The 15259-nt window shown below is 67.4% G+C and carries 14 protein-coding genes; 8 read left to right on the plus strand and 6 right to left on the minus strand.

The window, feature by feature from the left end; genetic code table 11:
- Positions 1-28 precede the first annotated feature (28 nt).
- Positions 29-910 carry a protease HtpX gene (htpX, locus tag IB258_RS23360; protein ID WP_013392481.1) on the minus strand — a complete coding sequence of 294 codons (882 nt, stop codon included), beginning with the start codon at positions 908-910 and terminating at the stop codon, positions 29-31.
- 151 nt (positions 911-1061) lie between these two features.
- Here htpX and IB258_RS23365 point away from each other — a divergent pair, with 151 nt between their 5' ends.
- Together IB258_RS23365 and IB258_RS23370 are read left to right on the plus strand one after the other, a co-directional pair.
- On the plus strand, positions 1062-1916 hold the full coding sequence (locus tag IB258_RS23365; RefSeq protein WP_054451009.1) for a DMT family transporter: 855 nt from the start codon (positions 1062-1064) through the stop codon (positions 1914-1916).
- Positions 1917-1953: 37 nt separating this feature from the next.
- A complete protein-coding gene (locus IB258_RS23370) occupies positions 1954-2808 on the plus strand; it encodes a sulfurtransferase (RefSeq protein WP_192353275.1) in 855 nt (284 codons plus the stop codon).
- Here IB258_RS23370 and IB258_RS23375 read toward each other — a convergent pair.
- The gene (locus IB258_RS23375) at positions 2802-3734 is read right to left on the minus strand and encodes a LysR family transcriptional regulator (RefSeq protein WP_192353276.1); all 933 of its coding nucleotides are present in this window, start codon (positions 3732-3734) and stop codon (positions 2802-2804) included. The two genes, IB258_RS23370 and IB258_RS23375, sit on opposite strands and share 7 nt — an antisense overlap.
- A gap of 115 nt (positions 3735-3849) precedes the next feature.
- Here IB258_RS23375 and IB258_RS23380 point away from each other — a divergent pair, with 115 nt between their 5' ends.
- Positions 3850-5082 carry an MFS transporter gene (locus tag IB258_RS23380; protein ID WP_370539854.1) on the plus strand — a complete coding sequence of 411 codons (1233 nt, stop codon included), beginning with the start codon at positions 3850-3852 and terminating at the stop codon, positions 5080-5082.
- Here the strand turns inward: IB258_RS23380 and IB258_RS23385 are convergent.
- Complete coding sequence (locus IB258_RS23385) at positions 5060-5629, minus strand: phosphonate degradation HD-domain oxygenase (protein ID WP_054451012.1); 570 nt, start codon at positions 5627-5629, stop codon at positions 5060-5062. The genes IB258_RS23380 and IB258_RS23385 overlap by 23 nt on opposite strands.
- Before the next feature lie 38 nt (positions 5630-5667).
- On the minus strand, positions 5668-6531 hold the full coding sequence (locus tag IB258_RS23390; protein WP_054451329.1) for a LysR family transcriptional regulator: 864 nt from the start codon (positions 6529-6531) through the stop codon (positions 5668-5670).
- Between the two features lie 147 nt (positions 6532-6678).
- Here IB258_RS23390 and IB258_RS23395 point away from each other — a divergent pair, with 147 nt between their 5' ends.
- The 5 genes from IB258_RS23395 to IB258_RS23415 all read left to right on the plus strand — a co-directional run bounded on the left by IB258_RS23395 (position 6679) and on the right by IB258_RS23415 (position 12712).
- Entirely contained in the window at positions 6679-7752 is a 1074-nt protein-coding gene (locus IB258_RS23395; protein ID WP_175162474.1) for a putative 2-aminoethylphosphonate ABC transporter ATP-binding protein, read from the plus strand.
- Between the two features lie 7 nt (positions 7753-7759).
- On the plus strand, positions 7760-9526 hold the full coding sequence (locus IB258_RS23400) for a putative 2-aminoethylphosphonate ABC transporter permease subunit (RefSeq protein ID WP_225589135.1): 1767 nt from the start codon (positions 7760-7762) through the stop codon (positions 9524-9526).
- Between the two features lie 23 nt (positions 9527-9549).
- Positions 9550-10371 carry a phosphonoacetaldehyde hydrolase gene (phnX, locus tag IB258_RS23405; RefSeq protein ID WP_166738296.1) on the plus strand — a complete coding sequence of 274 codons (822 nt, stop codon included), beginning with the start codon at positions 9550-9552 and terminating at the stop codon, positions 10369-10371.
- A 93-nt stretch (positions 10372-10464) separates the two neighbouring features.
- Positions 10465-11487 (plus strand): putative 2-aminoethylphosphonate ABC transporter substrate-binding protein, encoded by a 1023-nt coding sequence (locus IB258_RS23410; RefSeq protein WP_054451016.1) that lies wholly within the window; start codon positions 10465-10467, stop codon positions 11485-11487.
- Positions 11488-11581: 94 nt separating this feature from the next.
- Positions 11582-12712: a TIGR03364 family FAD-dependent oxidoreductase gene (locus tag IB258_RS23415; protein WP_119450560.1), complete on the plus strand. Its 1131-nt coding sequence runs from the start codon at positions 11582-11584 to the stop codon at positions 12710-12712.
- A 75-nt stretch (positions 12713-12787) separates the two neighbouring features.
- On the opposite strand, the gene IB258_RS23420 is transcribed toward IB258_RS23415, so the two are convergent.
- On the minus strand, positions 12788-13936 hold the full coding sequence (locus IB258_RS23420; RefSeq protein WP_054451018.1) for an aromatic ring-hydroxylating dioxygenase subunit alpha: 1149 nt from the start codon (positions 13934-13936) through the stop codon (positions 12788-12790).
- Positions 13937-14179: 243 nt separating this feature from the next.
- Positions 14180-15190: an acyltransferase gene (locus IB258_RS23425; protein WP_192353277.1), complete on the minus strand. Its 1011-nt coding sequence runs from the start codon at positions 15188-15190 to the stop codon at positions 14180-14182.
- Positions 15191-15259: the final 69 nt, after the last annotated feature.

The following is a 15259-nucleotide window of genomic DNA, read 5'->3' on the forward strand; positions in this document are numbered from 1 at the left end:
GGGCGCGAGGCCCGTCTGAGCGAAAGGCTTAGATCACGCGCGCATTCTGCAGCGCGGCGATACGGGCCGGAATCGGCGGATGCGAGGCGAACATCGCGGCCAGGCCGCCCTTGCCGGTGATGCCCGAGGCCTCGAAGGACTTGGGCAGCTCGCCCGGTTCCAGGCCGCCCAGGCGGGCCAGGGCGCGGATCATGGGTTCGCGGGCGCCCATCAGGTGGGCCGAGCCGGCGTCGGCGCGGTACTCGCGCTGGCGCGAGAACCAGGCCACGATGATCGAGGCCAGCACGCCGAAGATGATTTCACAGACCAGCACGGTGATGTAGTAGCCCGGGCCGATGCCGCGTTCGTTCTTGAACACCACGCGGTCGATGAAGTAGCCGACCACGCGGGCCAGGAACACGACGAAGGTGTTCACCACGCCCTGGATCAGCGTCAGCGTGACCATGTCGCCGTTGGCGATGTGCGCGACTTCGTGCGCCAGCACGGCGGCGACTTCTTCCTCGCTCATGCTTTCCAGGAGACCGGTGGACACCGCGACCAGCGAGTCGTTCTTGAAGGCGCCGGTGGCGAAGGCGTTGGGGGCGCCTTCATAGATGGCGACTTCCGGGCGGCCGATGCCGGCGCGGTCGGCCAGCTGGTGCACGGTGTCGACCAGCCAGGCTTCGCGCTGGTTGCGGGGCGAATTCGGGTCGAGCACCTGGGCGCCGGTGCTCCACTTGGCCATGGGCTTGCTGATCAGGAGCGAGATGATCGCGCCGGTGAAACCGACCACCACCGAGAAAATCAGCAGGGCGTTCAGGTTCAGGCCGTTGGCGGTGATGTAGCGGTCCACGCCCAGGATGCGCAGCGTGGCCGACAGCACCAGCATGACAGCCAGGTTGGTCAGGACGAACAGGACAATGCGTTTCATGTTTTTTGTGTTCCTCTGCGAGCAGGATATGCCGGGATTCGACACTGCTGCGGGCCGCCAGTTCCCCGACTCGCGGCGCCGCTTCCGGTGACGGAGAGTATAGTATCGCTTTCCCTTATTCCTCCTCACTTTTCCCTTAGCGTAGACCCCCATGCAGGCACTCTGGATGTTGCTGGCGTCCGCCATGTTCGCCATCATGGGTTCGTTCGTGAAGCTCGGCACCGAACACGGCGCCTCGCTGCCGCAAGTCGTTCTATTTCGCGGATTGCCGTCGGTCATCCTGCTGCTGATCTGGGCCCGCGCCGGCCGCCAGTCCATCATCCCCGTCAGCTGGAAACTCCACCTGTGGCGCAACCTGTCCGGCGTCACCTCGATGTGGCTGGGCTTTTTCGCCATCGCCCATCTGCCCCTGGCCACCGCCACCAGCCTGAACTACACCGCGCCGCTGTTCATCGCCTGCTGGATGCTGGGCTGGGGCGGCGCGCAGCGCGACCCCGTGCGCATCGTGGCGGTGGCGCTGGGGTTCCTGGGCGTGATCGCGGTGCTGCGGCCCAGCATCAACGAGGACCAGTGGCTGGCTGCCCTGCTGGGGATGACCGCCGGCGCCATGTCGGCCATCGCCATGATGCAGATCCGCCAGTTGGGCCGGGTCGGCGAACCCGAATGGCGCACGGTGCTGTTCTTCTCCGTGGCCGTTTGCGTGTCCAGCCTGGCCGGACTGTTGTTCGAGGGCTGGGGCCACGCCGACTGGACCGGCTACCTGTCGCTGCTGGGCGTGGGCGTGACGGGCCTGTTCGGCCAGTTGGCCATGACCCGCGCCTTCGGCCTGGGGTCGGCGCTGCTGACGGCGGCGCTGCAGTACAGCACCATCATCTTCGCGGCCCTGCTTGGCATGGGTTTCTGGGGCGAACAGCTGGACGCTCTGGCCTGGGCCGGCATGGGCTTGATCATTTTCGCGGGCCTGTTGTCGATCTGGCGCACCATGCGCGATCCCAAGCCGGCCTGAGCCGCGGTCGCCCAACACCCTTACAGGAGCACACCGAATGACGATGACCCTGATTTCCGCCGCCGACCTGGCCGCGCGCCTGGATGCGCCGGACGTGCGCGTGTTCGACGTGCGCCACGACCTGACCAACCATGCGGCGGGCCGTCAGGCCTATGACGCGGGCCACATCCCCGGCGCGCGCTACCTGGACCACGAAACCGAACTGGCCGCGGCCCGCACCGGCAAGAACGGCCGTCATCCGCTGCCGTCGCGCGCCGCGTTCGGTGCGCTCATGGCCGCCCACGGCGTGACGCCCAAGACCCTGGTGGTGGCCTATGACGCCAGCGGCGGCATGTACGCTGCGCACCTGTGGTGGATGCTGCGCTGGCTGGGGCATGACCAGGTGGCAGTGCTGGACGGCGGCTGGCAGGCCTGGACGGCGGCCGGTTTGCCGACCACGACCGAAGCGGGCGCCGCCGTGCGCACGGGCCAGCCCGTCGAGCCGGGCGCCTCGCTGGCGGGTTCGGTGGATGCGCAGGCGGTGCTGGACAATATTTCCCGCCAGGCCTTCACCGTGATCGACGCGCGCGCGGCCAACCGCTACCGCGGCGAGGTCGAGCCCATGGACCCGGTCGCCGGCCACATTCCGGGCGCGCTGAACCGCCCCAACGGCGAGAACCTCCAGGCCGACGGCCGTTTCAAGCCGGCCGCGCAGTTGCGCGAGGAATTCGCCACGCTGCTGGACGGCCGCGATCCGGCTGCCATCGTGCACCAGTGCGGCTCGGGCATCACGGCTTGCCACAACCTGCTGTCCATGGAGATCGCGGGCCTGTCCGGTTCGCGCCTGTACCCGGGCTCCTGGAGCGAGTGGTGCAGCGATCCGTCCCGCCCGGTGGCTACGGGCGCTCAGTGACCCGAGGCCTGGGCCTGACGCCCGGGCCTGGACGCCCGGGCGTCGGCAAAGACCCGGGAACCCAGAAAGTCCACTAGCGCCCGGACCTTCGGCGACGGGTGCTTGCTGGCGGGCCACAGGATGTGGAAGACGTTGGTCCGCTCCGATTTTCCTTTCAGGACCTGCACCAGGCGGCCGTCCGCCAGGGGTTCGCGGATGGCGAAGTCCGGCAGGTAGGCAATCCCCAATCCTTGCAGCGTGAAGCAGGCGCGCGTCTCGATGTTGTTGCAGATCATCGAGACGGGCAACTGCAGTTCAGGCTCGTCGTCGGCTTGCCGCAGGGCCCAGGTCTCCAGCTTGCCGCTGCTGGGAAAGCGGTAGTGCAGGCAGCTGTGGCGCAGCAGGTCGGCCGGCGTTTTGGGCGTGCCGCGGCTGGCCAGGTAGGCGGGGGAGGCGACCAGCAGGATCTGGAAGGCGCCCAGGCGGCGCGCCGACAGGCGTGAGTCGGCCGGCTCGCCCGTGCGCACCACGGCATCGAAGCCTTCTTCGATCACGTCCACCATCCGGTCGGTGAAATCCAGGTCGAGTTCGATCTCGGGATACTCGCGCATGAACTCGCCCAGCACCGGCAGCACCAGCCCGCTGACCAGCGGCAGGCTGACGCGAAGGCGTCCGCGCGGCGCGGCGGCGGCCTGCGACAGCTCCAGTTCGGCCGCTTCGATCTCGGCCAGGATGCGGCGGCTGCGTTCCAGGAACAGCGCCCCCTCGGCCGTCAAGGTGACGCTGCGCGTGCTGCGGTGGAACAGGCGCACGCCCAGTTTTTCTTCCAGTCGCGCCACGCTTTTGCCGATGGCGGATGCCGACACGCCCAGCAGCCGGCCGGCGGCGACGAAGCTGCGCGTTTCGGCGACCTGCACGAATACGACAAAGCCATTGAGGCTATCCATCTGTTTCCTCGATTGCGGACATATAGTTCCGCATAAGAAGGAAATGTAGCCTACTTTTTCTTTAATCCGGGGGACTCTATCGTCTCGGCACCAAGCTTCAACCAAGGTGCCTGAGATGAAAAAAACCACGAATTCCCCGCGTCCGCGTACTGCGCCCACGCATCCCCCCGCCGGTCGCGACCGCCTGCCGCTGGGCGCCTTGCTGGCGCTGGCGATGGCCGGCTTCATCACCATCCTGACCGAGGCGCTGCCGGCCGGGCTGCTGCCGCAGATGGCGCAGGGCCTGGCCGTGTCCCAGGCCAGCATCGGCCAGACCGTCACCATCTACGCGATCGGGTCGTTGGTGGCGGCGATCCCGCTGGTCGCCGCGACCCAGGGCGTGCGGCGGCGTCCGCTGCTGCTGGCGGCGATCGCCGGGTTCGTGCTGGCCAACACGGTGACCGCGCTGTCATCCGGCTATGTGCTGACCCTGGCCGCGCGCTTCCTGGCCGGCGTGTCGGCGGGACTGTTGTGGGCGCTGCTGGCAGGTTACGCCGCGCGCATGGTGCCCGCACATCAGCAAGGGCGCGCGATCGCGGTGGCGATGCTGGGTGCGCCGCTGGCGCTGTCGCTGGGCGTTCCGGCCGGCACGTTCCTGGGCGCGCTGTGGGGCTGGCGCGCAGGCTTTGGCATCATGAGCGGGCTGGCCTTGGTCCTGATGGTCTGGGTGCGTTTGCGGGTGCCGGACTTTGCGGGACAGGCCCGGGGCCGGCAACTGCCGCTGCGGCGCGTATTCCTGCTGCCCGGCGTGCGCCCGGTGCTGTTCGCGGTGTTGGCGTTCGTCCTGGCGCACAACATTCTCTACATCTATATCGCGCCGTTCCTGGCATCGCTGGGCATGGCTGCAAACACCGAGCTGGTGCTGCTGGTGTTCGGACTCAGCTCCCTGGCCGGCATCTGGCTGATCGGGACGTTGATCGACCGTCATCTGCGGGCGCTGACTTTGGCCTGCATCGCCCTGTTCGGCCTGGCCGCGCTGGCGCTGGGTATCGCGGGCGGCATGCCGGCCATGCTTTATCTGTCGGTGGGGGCTTGGGGCGTGGCGTTCGGCGGCTCGCCGACGCTGTTCCAGACCGCGCTGGCCAAGACGTCGGGCGATGCCGCGGACGTGGCGCAGTCCATGCTGGTGACCGCGTGGAACACGGCGATTGCCGCAGGCGGGATCGTAGGCGGCGCGTTGCTCGAACGCCTGGGCGTGGCCGCGTTCGTACCGGTGCTGCTGGCGCTGTTGGCGGCGACGTTGGCGGTGGTCTGGGCCGCCAGGACGCACGGCTTTCCGGCCAGCCCTACCAGATGGCAGCCAGCTTGACCCGGCCCGAGATGCTCTCGGCGATTTCCAGGAAGTGGTCCAGGGGCGGCGTTGCCAGCCCCGGAACCTTGGCCATGTCGTCCCAGCGCCTCAGGCGGATCGCATCCGGCGCGCCCGGCATGCTCGCGAATTCCACCGCCTGGCTCGCATCGAAACTGCCCCCCTGCAGCGCCAGGCTGCGTTTCGAATCCTCCGAGAGCGACGCTTCATATTGCGGTTCCACATAGCAGAGGTAGCGCTTGGCTTCCACGTGCAGCCGGATCGGGTCCAGCACCGCCGAGCTGAACAGGCCGCGCAGGAAGGGCAGGACGAAGTACTGGTGCTTGTCGTCGATGCCGCGCAGCGTCGGCGTGCCAGGCCGGTCGGCGATGAGATGGCCCAGGTCGTGCAGCAGGCTGGCGGTGATCAGGTGGGCGCCGGCGCCGTTGCGCTCGGCCAGCGCCGCGGTCTGCAGCGCATGCCGCAGGTGGCTGACGGATTCGCCGTCATAGGAGCGGTGCCCGCGCTCCAGGAAAATCTGCTCGATATCTTGCAAGGTCAAGGCCATGGTTGTCTCCTGGGTGGCCGCATAGGGGAGGGCGGCGCTCAGCCGGCGGCTGGCGCCATCTCCAGAAAGCGCGCGATCAGCTGCACCGGTTGGCGCTCGCGCAGGCAGTACAGGTATTCGTGCATCACGATGTCTGCGCCCTCGATGTCCAGGGCCGCCAGATCGGGATGGGACGGGATTTCGCGCGATGGGATCAGGCTGATCCCCAGGCCGCACAGGATGGCCTGGCGGATGGACTCGCGGCTGCCGATTTCCAGCGTGCGGCTTACCGTGACGCCGGCCGCCTGCAAGGCGTCCTCCGTCAGCTGCCGCGTCATGGAGCCGGGTTCGCGCAGCAGCAGCGCGTGTTCGGCCAGGTCGGCCAGACGGACGTGGCCGTGGCGCGCCAAGGGATGGTCGCGATGCGCCACCACCCGGATGGGGTCGGCCGCGATCATGCGGCGGTACAGGTGCTTGTCATCCATCAGAAACGACGACGTGGCAATCTCGATGCGATAGTCATGCAGCGCCTGCAGCATGCTTTGCGAATTGCCGATAGCCAGCGTCAGGTCTATGCCCGGATAACGCTGGTTATAGGCGCGCACCGTGTCCATGATGTAGTAGGGGCCGGTGGCGCCGATGCGCAGATTGCCTTCGCGCAGGTCGCTGGCGTCGCGCAGCCGGAAGTCGATCTCGGTTTCCTGCTGGACCAGCTTTTCCACCATGGGCATCAGGCTGTGGCCGGCGTCCGACAGGCGCATGCCGCGCCCCTGGCGGTGGAACAGTTCGACGCCGTAACGCGACTCCAGCTGGCGCAATTGCCCCGTCACCGTGGGCTGGCTGACGCCCAACTGGGCGGCGGCCTTGGTGACGGTGCCGCAGCGGGCCACGGCGTAGAAGGATTTGAGTTCGGCGACAAGCACGGTGCAGGGGGCGGAATAGGGGCGCAATGCGCAAGACCGCCAGTACACCAAAATAATTTGATGTTTTTATTACTGCATTTGCGCGAAGTGTCATAAACACTCAATACGCGTCTTCCATACTGCCTTCGTTCCCAAACCGGAGGCCCCATGGCCGAACGCGATACCGCATTTCTCTCTGTCAGGCATCTGGTGAAGCGCTTTGGCAGCCACACCGCGCTGTCGGACGTCTCGCTCGACATCCGCGCCGGGGAGTTGGTGTGCCTGCTGGGCCCCTCGGGCTGCGGCAAGACTACCTTGCTGCGCGCCATCGCCGGCCTCGAGCGCCAGGACAGCGGCACCATCGTGCTGTCCGGGCGCGACATCTCGCACGCCGAACCGCAGGCGCGCGACTACGGCATCCTGTTCCAGTCGTACGCGCTGTTTCCCAACCTGACGGTGGCCCAGAACGTGGCCTACGGCCTGAGCGGCAAGCGCGCCCACCGCAACCACGTCGCCAACCGCGTCGAGGAAATGCTGACGCTGGTCGGCCTGGCGGGCGCGGCGGATAAATATCCGGGACAGATTTCCGGCGGACAGCAGCAGCGCGTGGCCCTGGCGCGCGCGCTGGCGCCATCGCCGTCCCTGCTGCTGCTGGACGAGCCCATGTCGGCGCTGGACGCCCGCGTGCGCGAGCATCTGCGCATCGAGCTGCGGGCCCTGCAGAAGCGCCTGTCCATCACCACGCTGATGGTCACGCACGACCAGGAAGAGGCCATGGTGATGGCCGACCGCATCGCCGTAATGAATGGCGGCATCATCGAGCAGTACGGCACGCCGCGGGAACTCTACCGCCAGCCCGGCTCGGCCTTCATCGCCGATTTCGTGGGCGAGGCGAACTGGCTGCCGTTCGAACGCATGGACGCGCACCGCGCCCGCGTCGGACGCCAGGAGCTGGCCGTGGACGAGGCGCTGGACGCCGCCAGCGGCAAGCTGTTCGTGCGCCCGGAAGCGGTGCGCGTCAGCACCGCGCGCCCGGATCAGCCCAACGCCATGCTGGCCGATGTGCTGGACGGCGTGTTCCTTGGCCGCGGCTATCGCCTGGCCTTGCGCCTTGAGGGCGTGCCCGGCAGCACGGTGCATTCCATCGTGTCCCCCGAAATCGGAGACGCCCTGCTGGGCCCTCACGCCGCCAGCCGCTGCTGGGTGGAGCTGCCGCGCCATGCGATACGCGCCTACGCTTGATCCGGCCATGAACCGTTCCTCCAACGCCGCCGCGCCGGCTGCTGGAAATATCGCAGCGCCCATGCCGGCCCCGGCGCTGGGCCGCCGCCCGCTGCCGGCCTGGGTTGGCGCCTTCGGCCTGGCCACCGGGCAGGGCGCCCTGGCGCTGGGCCTGTTGCTGTTCCTGGCGCTGCCGCTGGCCGCCATCCTGCTCAAGTCGGTGACCGACAGCGATGGCGCCTGGGCCGGGTTATCGGTGCTTGCGGACATCATCGGCGGCGACGGCTTCATGGCCATGGTCGCGCGCAGCCTCGCGGTGGGCGTGGTGACGACCTTGCTGGTCGTGCCCTGCGCCTATGGATTCGCCTATGGCCTGACCCGCACGCGCCTGCCGGGCAAGGGCCTGCTGCGCACCGTCGCCTTGCTGCCGCTGCTGGCGCCGTCGCTGCTGCCGGGTATCGCGCTGGTGTACCTGCTAGGCAACCAGGGTCTGCTCAAGAGCCTGACGGGCGGCGCGACCATCTACGGTTTCTGGGGCATCGTCGTGGGCGAGGCTTTCTATACCTTCCCGCACGCGCTGATGATTCTGCTGACCGGCCTGGCCCTGGCCGACGGCCGTCTTTATGACGCCGCGCGCGCCATGGGCGCCGGCCCCTGGCGCACCTTCCTGACCGTGACCCTGCCCGGCACCCGCTACGCCGTGTTTTCGGCCTGCTGCGTGGTGTTCACGTTGACGGTGACCGACTTCGGCGTGCCCAAGGTCGTGGGCGGCGATTACAACGTGCTGGCGATGGAAGCCTACAAGGCCGTGGTCGGCCAGCAGAACTTTCCCAAGGGCGCGGCCATCGGCATCCTGCTGCTGCTTCCCGCGATCCTGACCTTCGCCCTGGACCGGCGGCTGCGCGCCCGACAAGGCGCTCAGCTGAGCGGCCGGGCCCAGCCCTATGCCGCGGGCGTCAACCGCCGCCGCGATGCCGCGTTCCTGGCGCTGGCCGGCGTGCTGGCGGCGTTCCTGCTGCTGATCATCGGCGTGGCGGTGTGGGCGTCCTTCGTGAAGATGTGGCCCTACAACCTGTCGATGTCGCTGCGTTCGTACGACTTCGACAACATGGACGGCGGCGGCTGGCTGGCCTGGCGCAACAGCCTGCAGCTGGCGTTCTGCACCGCCCTGGCCGGCACGGCCGTGGTCTTCACCGGCGCATGGATGATGGAGAAGGTGCCCGCCCGCGGCCAGCTTGCGCGCGGCCTGCGCGGCATGGTCGGCATGCTGGCGCTGATGCCCATGGCGGTGCCGGGCCTGGTGCTGGGCCTGGGCTACATCTTCTTCTTCAACAGCCTGTCGAACCCGCTGAACGTGCTGTACGGCACCATGCCGCTGCTGGTCCTGTGCACCATCGTCCACTTCTACACCAGCGCGCACCTCACGGCTGCCACCGCGCTCAATGCGCTGGACCCCGAATTCGAAGCGGCCTCCGCGTCGCTCAAGGTGCCGCGCCTGACGACCTTCCTGCGCGTGACGCTGCCGATGTGCCTGCCGGCCGCGCTGGACGTGGCCCGCTATCTGTTTGTTTCCGCCATGACCACGGTGTCCGCGGTCGTGTTTCTGTACAGCCCGTCGACGGTGCTGGCCGCGGTCGCGGTGCTGAACATGGACGACGCCGGCTTCATCGGTCCCGCCGCCGCCATGTGCACCGTGATCATGGCCAGTTCGGCCGTCGCTGCCCTGGTCCTGCACCTGGCCAGCCGCGCGCTGGTGGCGCGCAGCCAGGCCTGGCGCCGCCCCGCGGCCCATTGAACGATTTTTCAAGGATGACCCTCATGACTGTTTCGCCTTTGCCCGTCCGCCTGGAGGCGGTGATCTTCGACTGGGCCGGCACGCTGGTCGACTTCGGTTCCTTCGCGCCCACCAAGGTGTTCGTGGACGCGTTCTCGCAGTTCGGCGTGGAAATGTCGCTGGCGCAGGCCCGCGGCCCGATGGGCATGGGCAAGTGGGACCACATCCGCACGCTCTGCAATGAGCCGGTCATCGCCAGCCAGTACCAGGCCCAGTTCGGCCGCCTGCCCACCGATGACGACGTGACCGCCATCTACGAGCGCTTCCTGCCGATGCAGCTGGAGAAGGTTGCCCAGTATTCGGCGGCGATCCCCGGCGCGGCAGAACTGCTGCGCGCTCTGCGCCAGCACGGCCTGAAGATCGGCTCGTGCTCGGGCTACCCCGCCAGCGTCATGCGCCGCGTGGTCGAGCGCGCCGCCACCGAAGGCCTGGAGCCTGATTGCATCGTCGCCAGCGACGACGTGCCGCGCGCGCGCCCGGCGCCCGCGATGGCGCTGAAGAATGTGGTCGAACTCGGCCTGTCCGACGTGGCCGCCTGCGTCAAGGTCGACGACACCGCGCCCGGCATCGAAGAGGGACGCCGCGCCGGCATGTGGACCGTGGGCCTGCTGCTGTCGGGCAACGCCGCCGGCCTGACGCTGGAGGAATACCTGAGCCTGGACGACGCAGGCCGCCAGAAAGCGCGCACCGCCGCCAGCCTGGAGCTGTCGCCCGCCGCGCCGCACTACCTGATCGATACCGTCGCCGACCTGCCTGGCGTGATCTCCGATATCGAAGCCCGCTTGTCCGCAGGCCAGCGCCCCTAACCCTCTCACCTGTCTGCACCGCTTGCCGGGGCCGGTTCGCGCCAGCCCCGGGGGCCTCCCTCAGCCTTTTTCCGCCTACCCACGGAGTACTTCATGAATCGCTACAAGCTGCTTGCACTGGCCGCCGCCCTGACGGGCGTGATGGGCGCCGCCTCCGCCGAGACCACGCTGACGGTCTACACCGCGCTCGAAGCCGACCAGATCAAGGCCTACCAGGCCGCGTTCGAGAAGGCCAATCCCGACATCAAGATCCAGTGGGTGCGCGACTCCACCGGCATCATCACCGCCAAGCTGCTGGCCGAAAAGAACAACCCCAAGGCCGACGCCATCTGGGGCCTGGCCGGCACCTCGCTGGGCCTGATGGACAAGGAAGGCATGCTGCAGCCCTACGCCCCCAAGGGCCTGGACCAGATCGCCGCCAACATGCGCGACGCCAAGGCCGAGCCCAGCTGGGTCGGCATGGACGGCTTCGCCGCCGCCATCTGCTTCAACACCATCGAAGCCGAAAAGCAGAAGCTGCCCAAGCCCACTTCGTGGCAGGACCTGACCAAGCCGGTGTACGCCGGCAAGATCGTGATGCCGAACCCGGCTTCGTCGGGCACCGGCTTCCTGGACGTCAGCGCCTGGCTGCAGATCTTCGGTGAAGAGAAGGGCTGGGCCTACATGGACGCCCTGCACAAGAACATCGGTTCGTACACGCACTCGGGCTCCAAGCCCTGCAACATGGCTGCCGCCGGCGAATTCCCGATCGGCGTGTCGTTCGACTACCGCGCCGCCAAGCTGAAGGCCGACGGCGCGCCCGTCGAAGCCGTGTTCCCCTCGGAAGGCCTGGGCTGGGAAGTGGAAGCCACCGCCATCATGAAGGGCACCAAGAACCTGGAAGCCGCCCGCAAGCTGGCCGACTTCTCCGCCAGCCGCGAAGCCAACGAACTGTACAAGGCCAACTTCGCCGTGCTGGCCATCCCGTCGATCGCCACGTCCAATCCGAACCTGCCGGCCGACCTGATGCAACGCATGATCAAGAACGACTTCACCTGGGCCGCCACCAACCGCGACCGCATCATCGCCGAGTGGACCAAGCGCTACGACGGCAAGTCCGAGCCGAAGAAGAAGTAAGTCCGTTTGACCGCGGCGGCGCCGGACGCCGCCGCGCCCCGGGGGCGCCCGCCAGGGCGGCTCCCGCCGCATTTCCCTTTGCAATGTTCCACAGATGAAAAATTTCGACGTAGTCGTGGTGGGCGCCGGCATGTTGGGCATCGCCCACGCCTGGGCCGCCGCCAAGCGCGGCCTGTCGGTGGCCGTGATCGAGCGCAGCCGCCAGGCGCATGGCGCCACCATCCGCAATTTCGGCCAGGTCATCGTGACGGGCCAGGCCCCAGGCATGATGCTGTCGCACGCCCAGCAGGCGCGCGAACTGTGGCTGGAACTGGCGGACCGAGCGGGTTTCCATGTGCGCGCCAACGGCGCCCTGGTGCTGGCGCGCAATGCCGAAGAGGCGGACGTGCTGCAGGAATTCGCCGACACGCGCATGCGCCAGGAAGGCTATCGCGCCGACCTGCTGTCGGCCCGCGAGGTGGCCCGGTTGTACGGCGGCCAGCTCGCGCACCACTGCGCGGGTTTGCAAGGTCATGACGATCTGCAGATCTATTCGCGCGAGGCGCTGCCGGCCATCACGCGCTACCTCGCGGAATCGCTGGGTGTGCAGTTCATCACCGGCACGCTGGCGCGCGCGGTCGAGGGCGGGCTGGTGTGTACCTCGGCTGGCGAATTCAAGGGCGGACACGTGTTCGTCTGCCCCGGGCATGACTACCTGACCCTGCTGCCCGAGCGCTTTGCGCCGATGAACCTGGAGGTCACGCGCCTGCAGATGTTGCGCGCCGCGTTCGAGACTCATCCCATCGCGCTGGACCGCCCCTTGCTGACCGGCCTGTCCTGCGTGCATTACGGCGCATTCTCGGACCTGCCGTCGGCGCTGGCGTTGCGCGACGTGATCCAGGCGCGCACGCCCATGCTGCTGGAGAACGGCATCCACCTGCTGATCAGCCCCACGCCTTATGGCGAACTGATCATCGGCGATTCGCACCGCTACGGCCAGGACGCGCCGCCGTTCAACGACGAGGCGGTCGACAACGCGATGCTGGACCTGGCGACCCAGGCGCTGGGCGCGCGCCTGCGCGTGCTGGAGCGCTGGCAGGGCGTCTATGGCGCGCATGGCCCCGCGCCGTTCTCGGTCATGCCGGTGGACCCGGCCACGACGGTTGCGGTGATGCACTCGGGCGTGGGCATGACGGTGGGACTGGCCATTGGCGAGCGTACGGTGGCGGGTGTGCTGGGCCGCTGATCGCGGCAGCCGGAAAGAAGAAAGGCCTCGCATGTGCGAGGCCTTTTTGCATGGGACAGGCTCCGAAGCCAGGCTTCAGACCCGCTCCTGCATGATGCGGCGATACCATTCATGGAAGTGCTGCATGCCGTCTTCCATGGGCGACTGGTAGGGACCGGTTTCGTTCACGCCGCGCAGCATCAGCGCCTTGCGGCCCGCGTCCATGCGCTCGGCGATCTCGTCGTCCTCGATCGCCGTTTCCATGTAGGCGGCGCGCTGCGCCTCGACGAATTCGCGTTCGAAGGCGGCGATTTCCTCGGGGTAGTAGAACTCGACCACGTTCACAGTTTCCTGCGGGCCCTTCGGGTACAGCGTGGAGAGCACCAGCACATGCGGATACAGCTCGATCATGTGGGTCGGGAAGTACGTGACCCAGACCGCGCCGAAATCAGGCGCATCGCCTTCGCGGAACGCCAGCAGGCGGTCGTGCCATTGCTTGTACACGTCGGACCCCGGCTGCGCCAGGGCGTTGTGCACGCCGACCTTCTGCAGGCTGTACCAGTCGTTGAACTCCCAGCTCAGGTCGTCGCAGGTGACGAAGCGGCCCAGGCCCGGATGGAACGGACCGACGTGGTAGTCCTCGAGGTAGACCTCGATGAAGGTCTTCCAGTTGTAGTTGCACTGGTGCACTTCGACGTGGTCCAGCACGTAGTCGCCGAAGTCGAATTCCGGGCGCGAGAACAGCGGCGCCATGTCGGCGGCCGGATCACGCGGGCCTTCGAACAGCAGGCCATGGCAGTCGCGCAGGCGGAACTTCTGCAGGTTCATGCAGGGCGTGGTGGCGAACTGGGGCGCGCCCAACAACTCGCCCTGGTTGTTGTACGTCCAACGATGCAAGGGGCAGACGATATTGCCGCCGGTTGCCTTCAGATTGCCATGCGTATTGCAGTTGCCGGCCACATTGCCGGTTTCGCCGCCAAGCATCAGCGCCTGGCGGTGGCGGCAGACATTTGAGATGAGTTCGACGCCTTGCTGGTTGCGAACCAGCACGCGTCCTCCGTCTTCCTGGACCAACGTACGCCAATCCCCGATTTCGGGCACCACTTTCTGGTGGCCGACGTATTGTGAGGATTGCTTGAAAATGAGTTCTTGCTCGCGGGCAAAGAGGGCTTCGTCAAAATACGCGCTGACGGGTAGCTGGGTGCGAGCTGGCACTACATGTGCCATCCGACCGATGTCGGTCATGATTCCCCCCGCTCGGATAAAAAAGCCAGGACGGAGGGGCTTTTGCCTGGCGGCTTTGAAATCCGCAGGATGCGTTCCGTGCTGGCGCGAAGAAAAATCGGTGTCTGGCCGATCAAATAAGCCGTGAATTGTACCCCAAGCCCTTACCCCGCGCCCGTGAAGATCTGCGAAGCTTCGTGAAGTTATGCCGTAGCCGTCGTGCACGCGCTGCGCGAGGCATAACCCCTTGAAGATGTAGGCCTTTCAGACGAAGCGCCGGGTGGCCGGATGGCGTCTCATCAGCCAGCTGCTGGCCGCCGACAACATGAACACGGCCACCGCCAGCATGGGCAGCGTCCAGGCCTCGTTGCGCGCGCCCGTCAAGGCGCCGGCGCGATGCGCCACGTCCAGGAACAGTGGATGGATCAGGTAGACGCCGAAGGTCAAAGGCGCCAGCGAGGCCAGCCGCGGCAGGCGCGGCGACCCAACGATCCACTGGAATGCGGCCAGCGACATGAACGGCACCGTGAGACTGAAGTAGTCGTAGAAGTAGGTATCCAGCGCGCGGTTGCTCGACATCGTGTACACGCCCAGCGCGGTCGCGGCGACGCTGGCCGCCAGCATCAGGCCGGGACGCGGGATGCGCATCTGGCCGTCGAAGATCAGGCGGCCCGCCACGAAGTAGCCCAGATAGGGCAGGAACCAGGTCAGGAAGAAGCCCGCGGGCGCGCCCAGCGCGCGGCGGTACAGCGCGTCCAGGATCGCCACGCCCAGGATGCCGACGACCCACAAGGCGCGGGCGCGCGGCGTGCTGCGCGCATACAGGACGCGCACCGGCGGCGCGAACAGATACAGGCCCACGATCATGTACAGGTACCACAGGTGGTAGTACGGCTCGCCCTGCACCAGCTTGCGCGGCCAGAACGAAAAATCGATGCGGCCGTCGTCCCACCAATCCAGCGCCGTGCGCCAGGCCAGATAGAAGAACGTCCAGAACAAGAGCGGCGCGCAGATCCGCGCCATGCGCCGGCTGTAGAACTGGCGCGCGTCCTGCGGCTTGTCGGGATCCAGCAGCAGGGCGCCGCTGACCATGACGAACACGGGCACGCACCAGCGCGCCGCAGAGTCATACAGATTGGCCGCCAGCCACGCTCCCCCGCCGTACACCGCGGGGTTGCTTACCACCATGGCGGCGCTGTGCAGCAGCACGACGGCTACCGCCGCCAACCAGCGGGCGGCATCCAGGCGCGCATATTTCTCTTCGGCGTACGGCATCGGGCTCCCATGGCGGTGTCTACTTTTTCACCATAGCAGCGGGCAGCGTCCTGGTTCTGTATCCAGGAG

This window comes from Achromobacter sp. ACM02, assembly GCF_014851605.1.
GTDB lineage: Bacteria > Pseudomonadota > Gammaproteobacteria > Burkholderiales > Burkholderiaceae_B > Achromobacter > Achromobacter aegrifaciens.

Bases quoted from the DNA above. Each gene is read 5' to 3' on its own strand.
- htpX (WP_013392481.1), bottom strand. From the start codon at position 910: ATGAAACGCATTGTCCTGTTCGTCCTGACCAACCTGGCTGTCATGCTG.
- IB258_RS23365 (WP_054451009.1), top strand. From the start codon at position 1,062: ATGCAGGCACTCTGGATGTTGCTGGCGTCCGCCATGTTCGCCATCATG.
- IB258_RS23370 (WP_192353275.1), top strand. From the start codon at position 1,954: ATGACGATGACCCTGATTTCCGCCGCCGACCTGGCCGCGCGCCTGGAT.
- IB258_RS23375 (WP_192353276.1), bottom strand. From the start codon at position 3,734: ATGGATAGCCTCAATGGCTTTGTCGTATTCGTGCAGGTCGCCGAAACG.
- IB258_RS23380 (WP_370539854.1), top strand. From the start codon at position 3,850: ATGAAAAAAACCACGAATTCCCCGCGTCCGCGTACTGCGCCCACGCAT.
- IB258_RS23385 (WP_054451012.1), bottom strand. From the start codon at position 5,629: ATGGCCTTGACCTTGCAAGATATCGAGCAGATTTTCCTGGAGCGCGGG.
- IB258_RS23395 (WP_175162474.1), top strand. From the start codon at position 6,679: ATGGCCGAACGCGATACCGCATTTCTCTCTGTCAGGCATCTGGTGAAG.
- IB258_RS23400 (WP_225589135.1), top strand. From the start codon at position 7,760: ATGAACCGTTCCTCCAACGCCGCCGCGCCGGCTGCTGGAAATATCGCA.
- phnX (WP_166738296.1), top strand. From the start codon at position 9,550: ATGACTGTTTCGCCTTTGCCCGTCCGCCTGGAGGCGGTGATCTTCGAC.
- IB258_RS23410 (WP_054451016.1), top strand. From the start codon at position 10,465: ATGAATCGCTACAAGCTGCTTGCACTGGCCGCCGCCCTGACGGGCGTG.
- IB258_RS23415 (WP_119450560.1), top strand. From the start codon at position 11,582: ATGAAAAATTTCGACGTAGTCGTGGTGGGCGCCGGCATGTTGGGCATC.
- IB258_RS23420 (WP_054451018.1), bottom strand. From the start codon at position 13,936: ATGACCGACATCGGTCGGATGGCACATGTAGTGCCAGCTCGCACCCAG.
- IB258_RS23425 (WP_192353277.1), bottom strand. From the start codon at position 15,190: ATGCCGTACGCCGAAGAGAAATATGCGCGCCTGGATGCCGCCCGCTGG.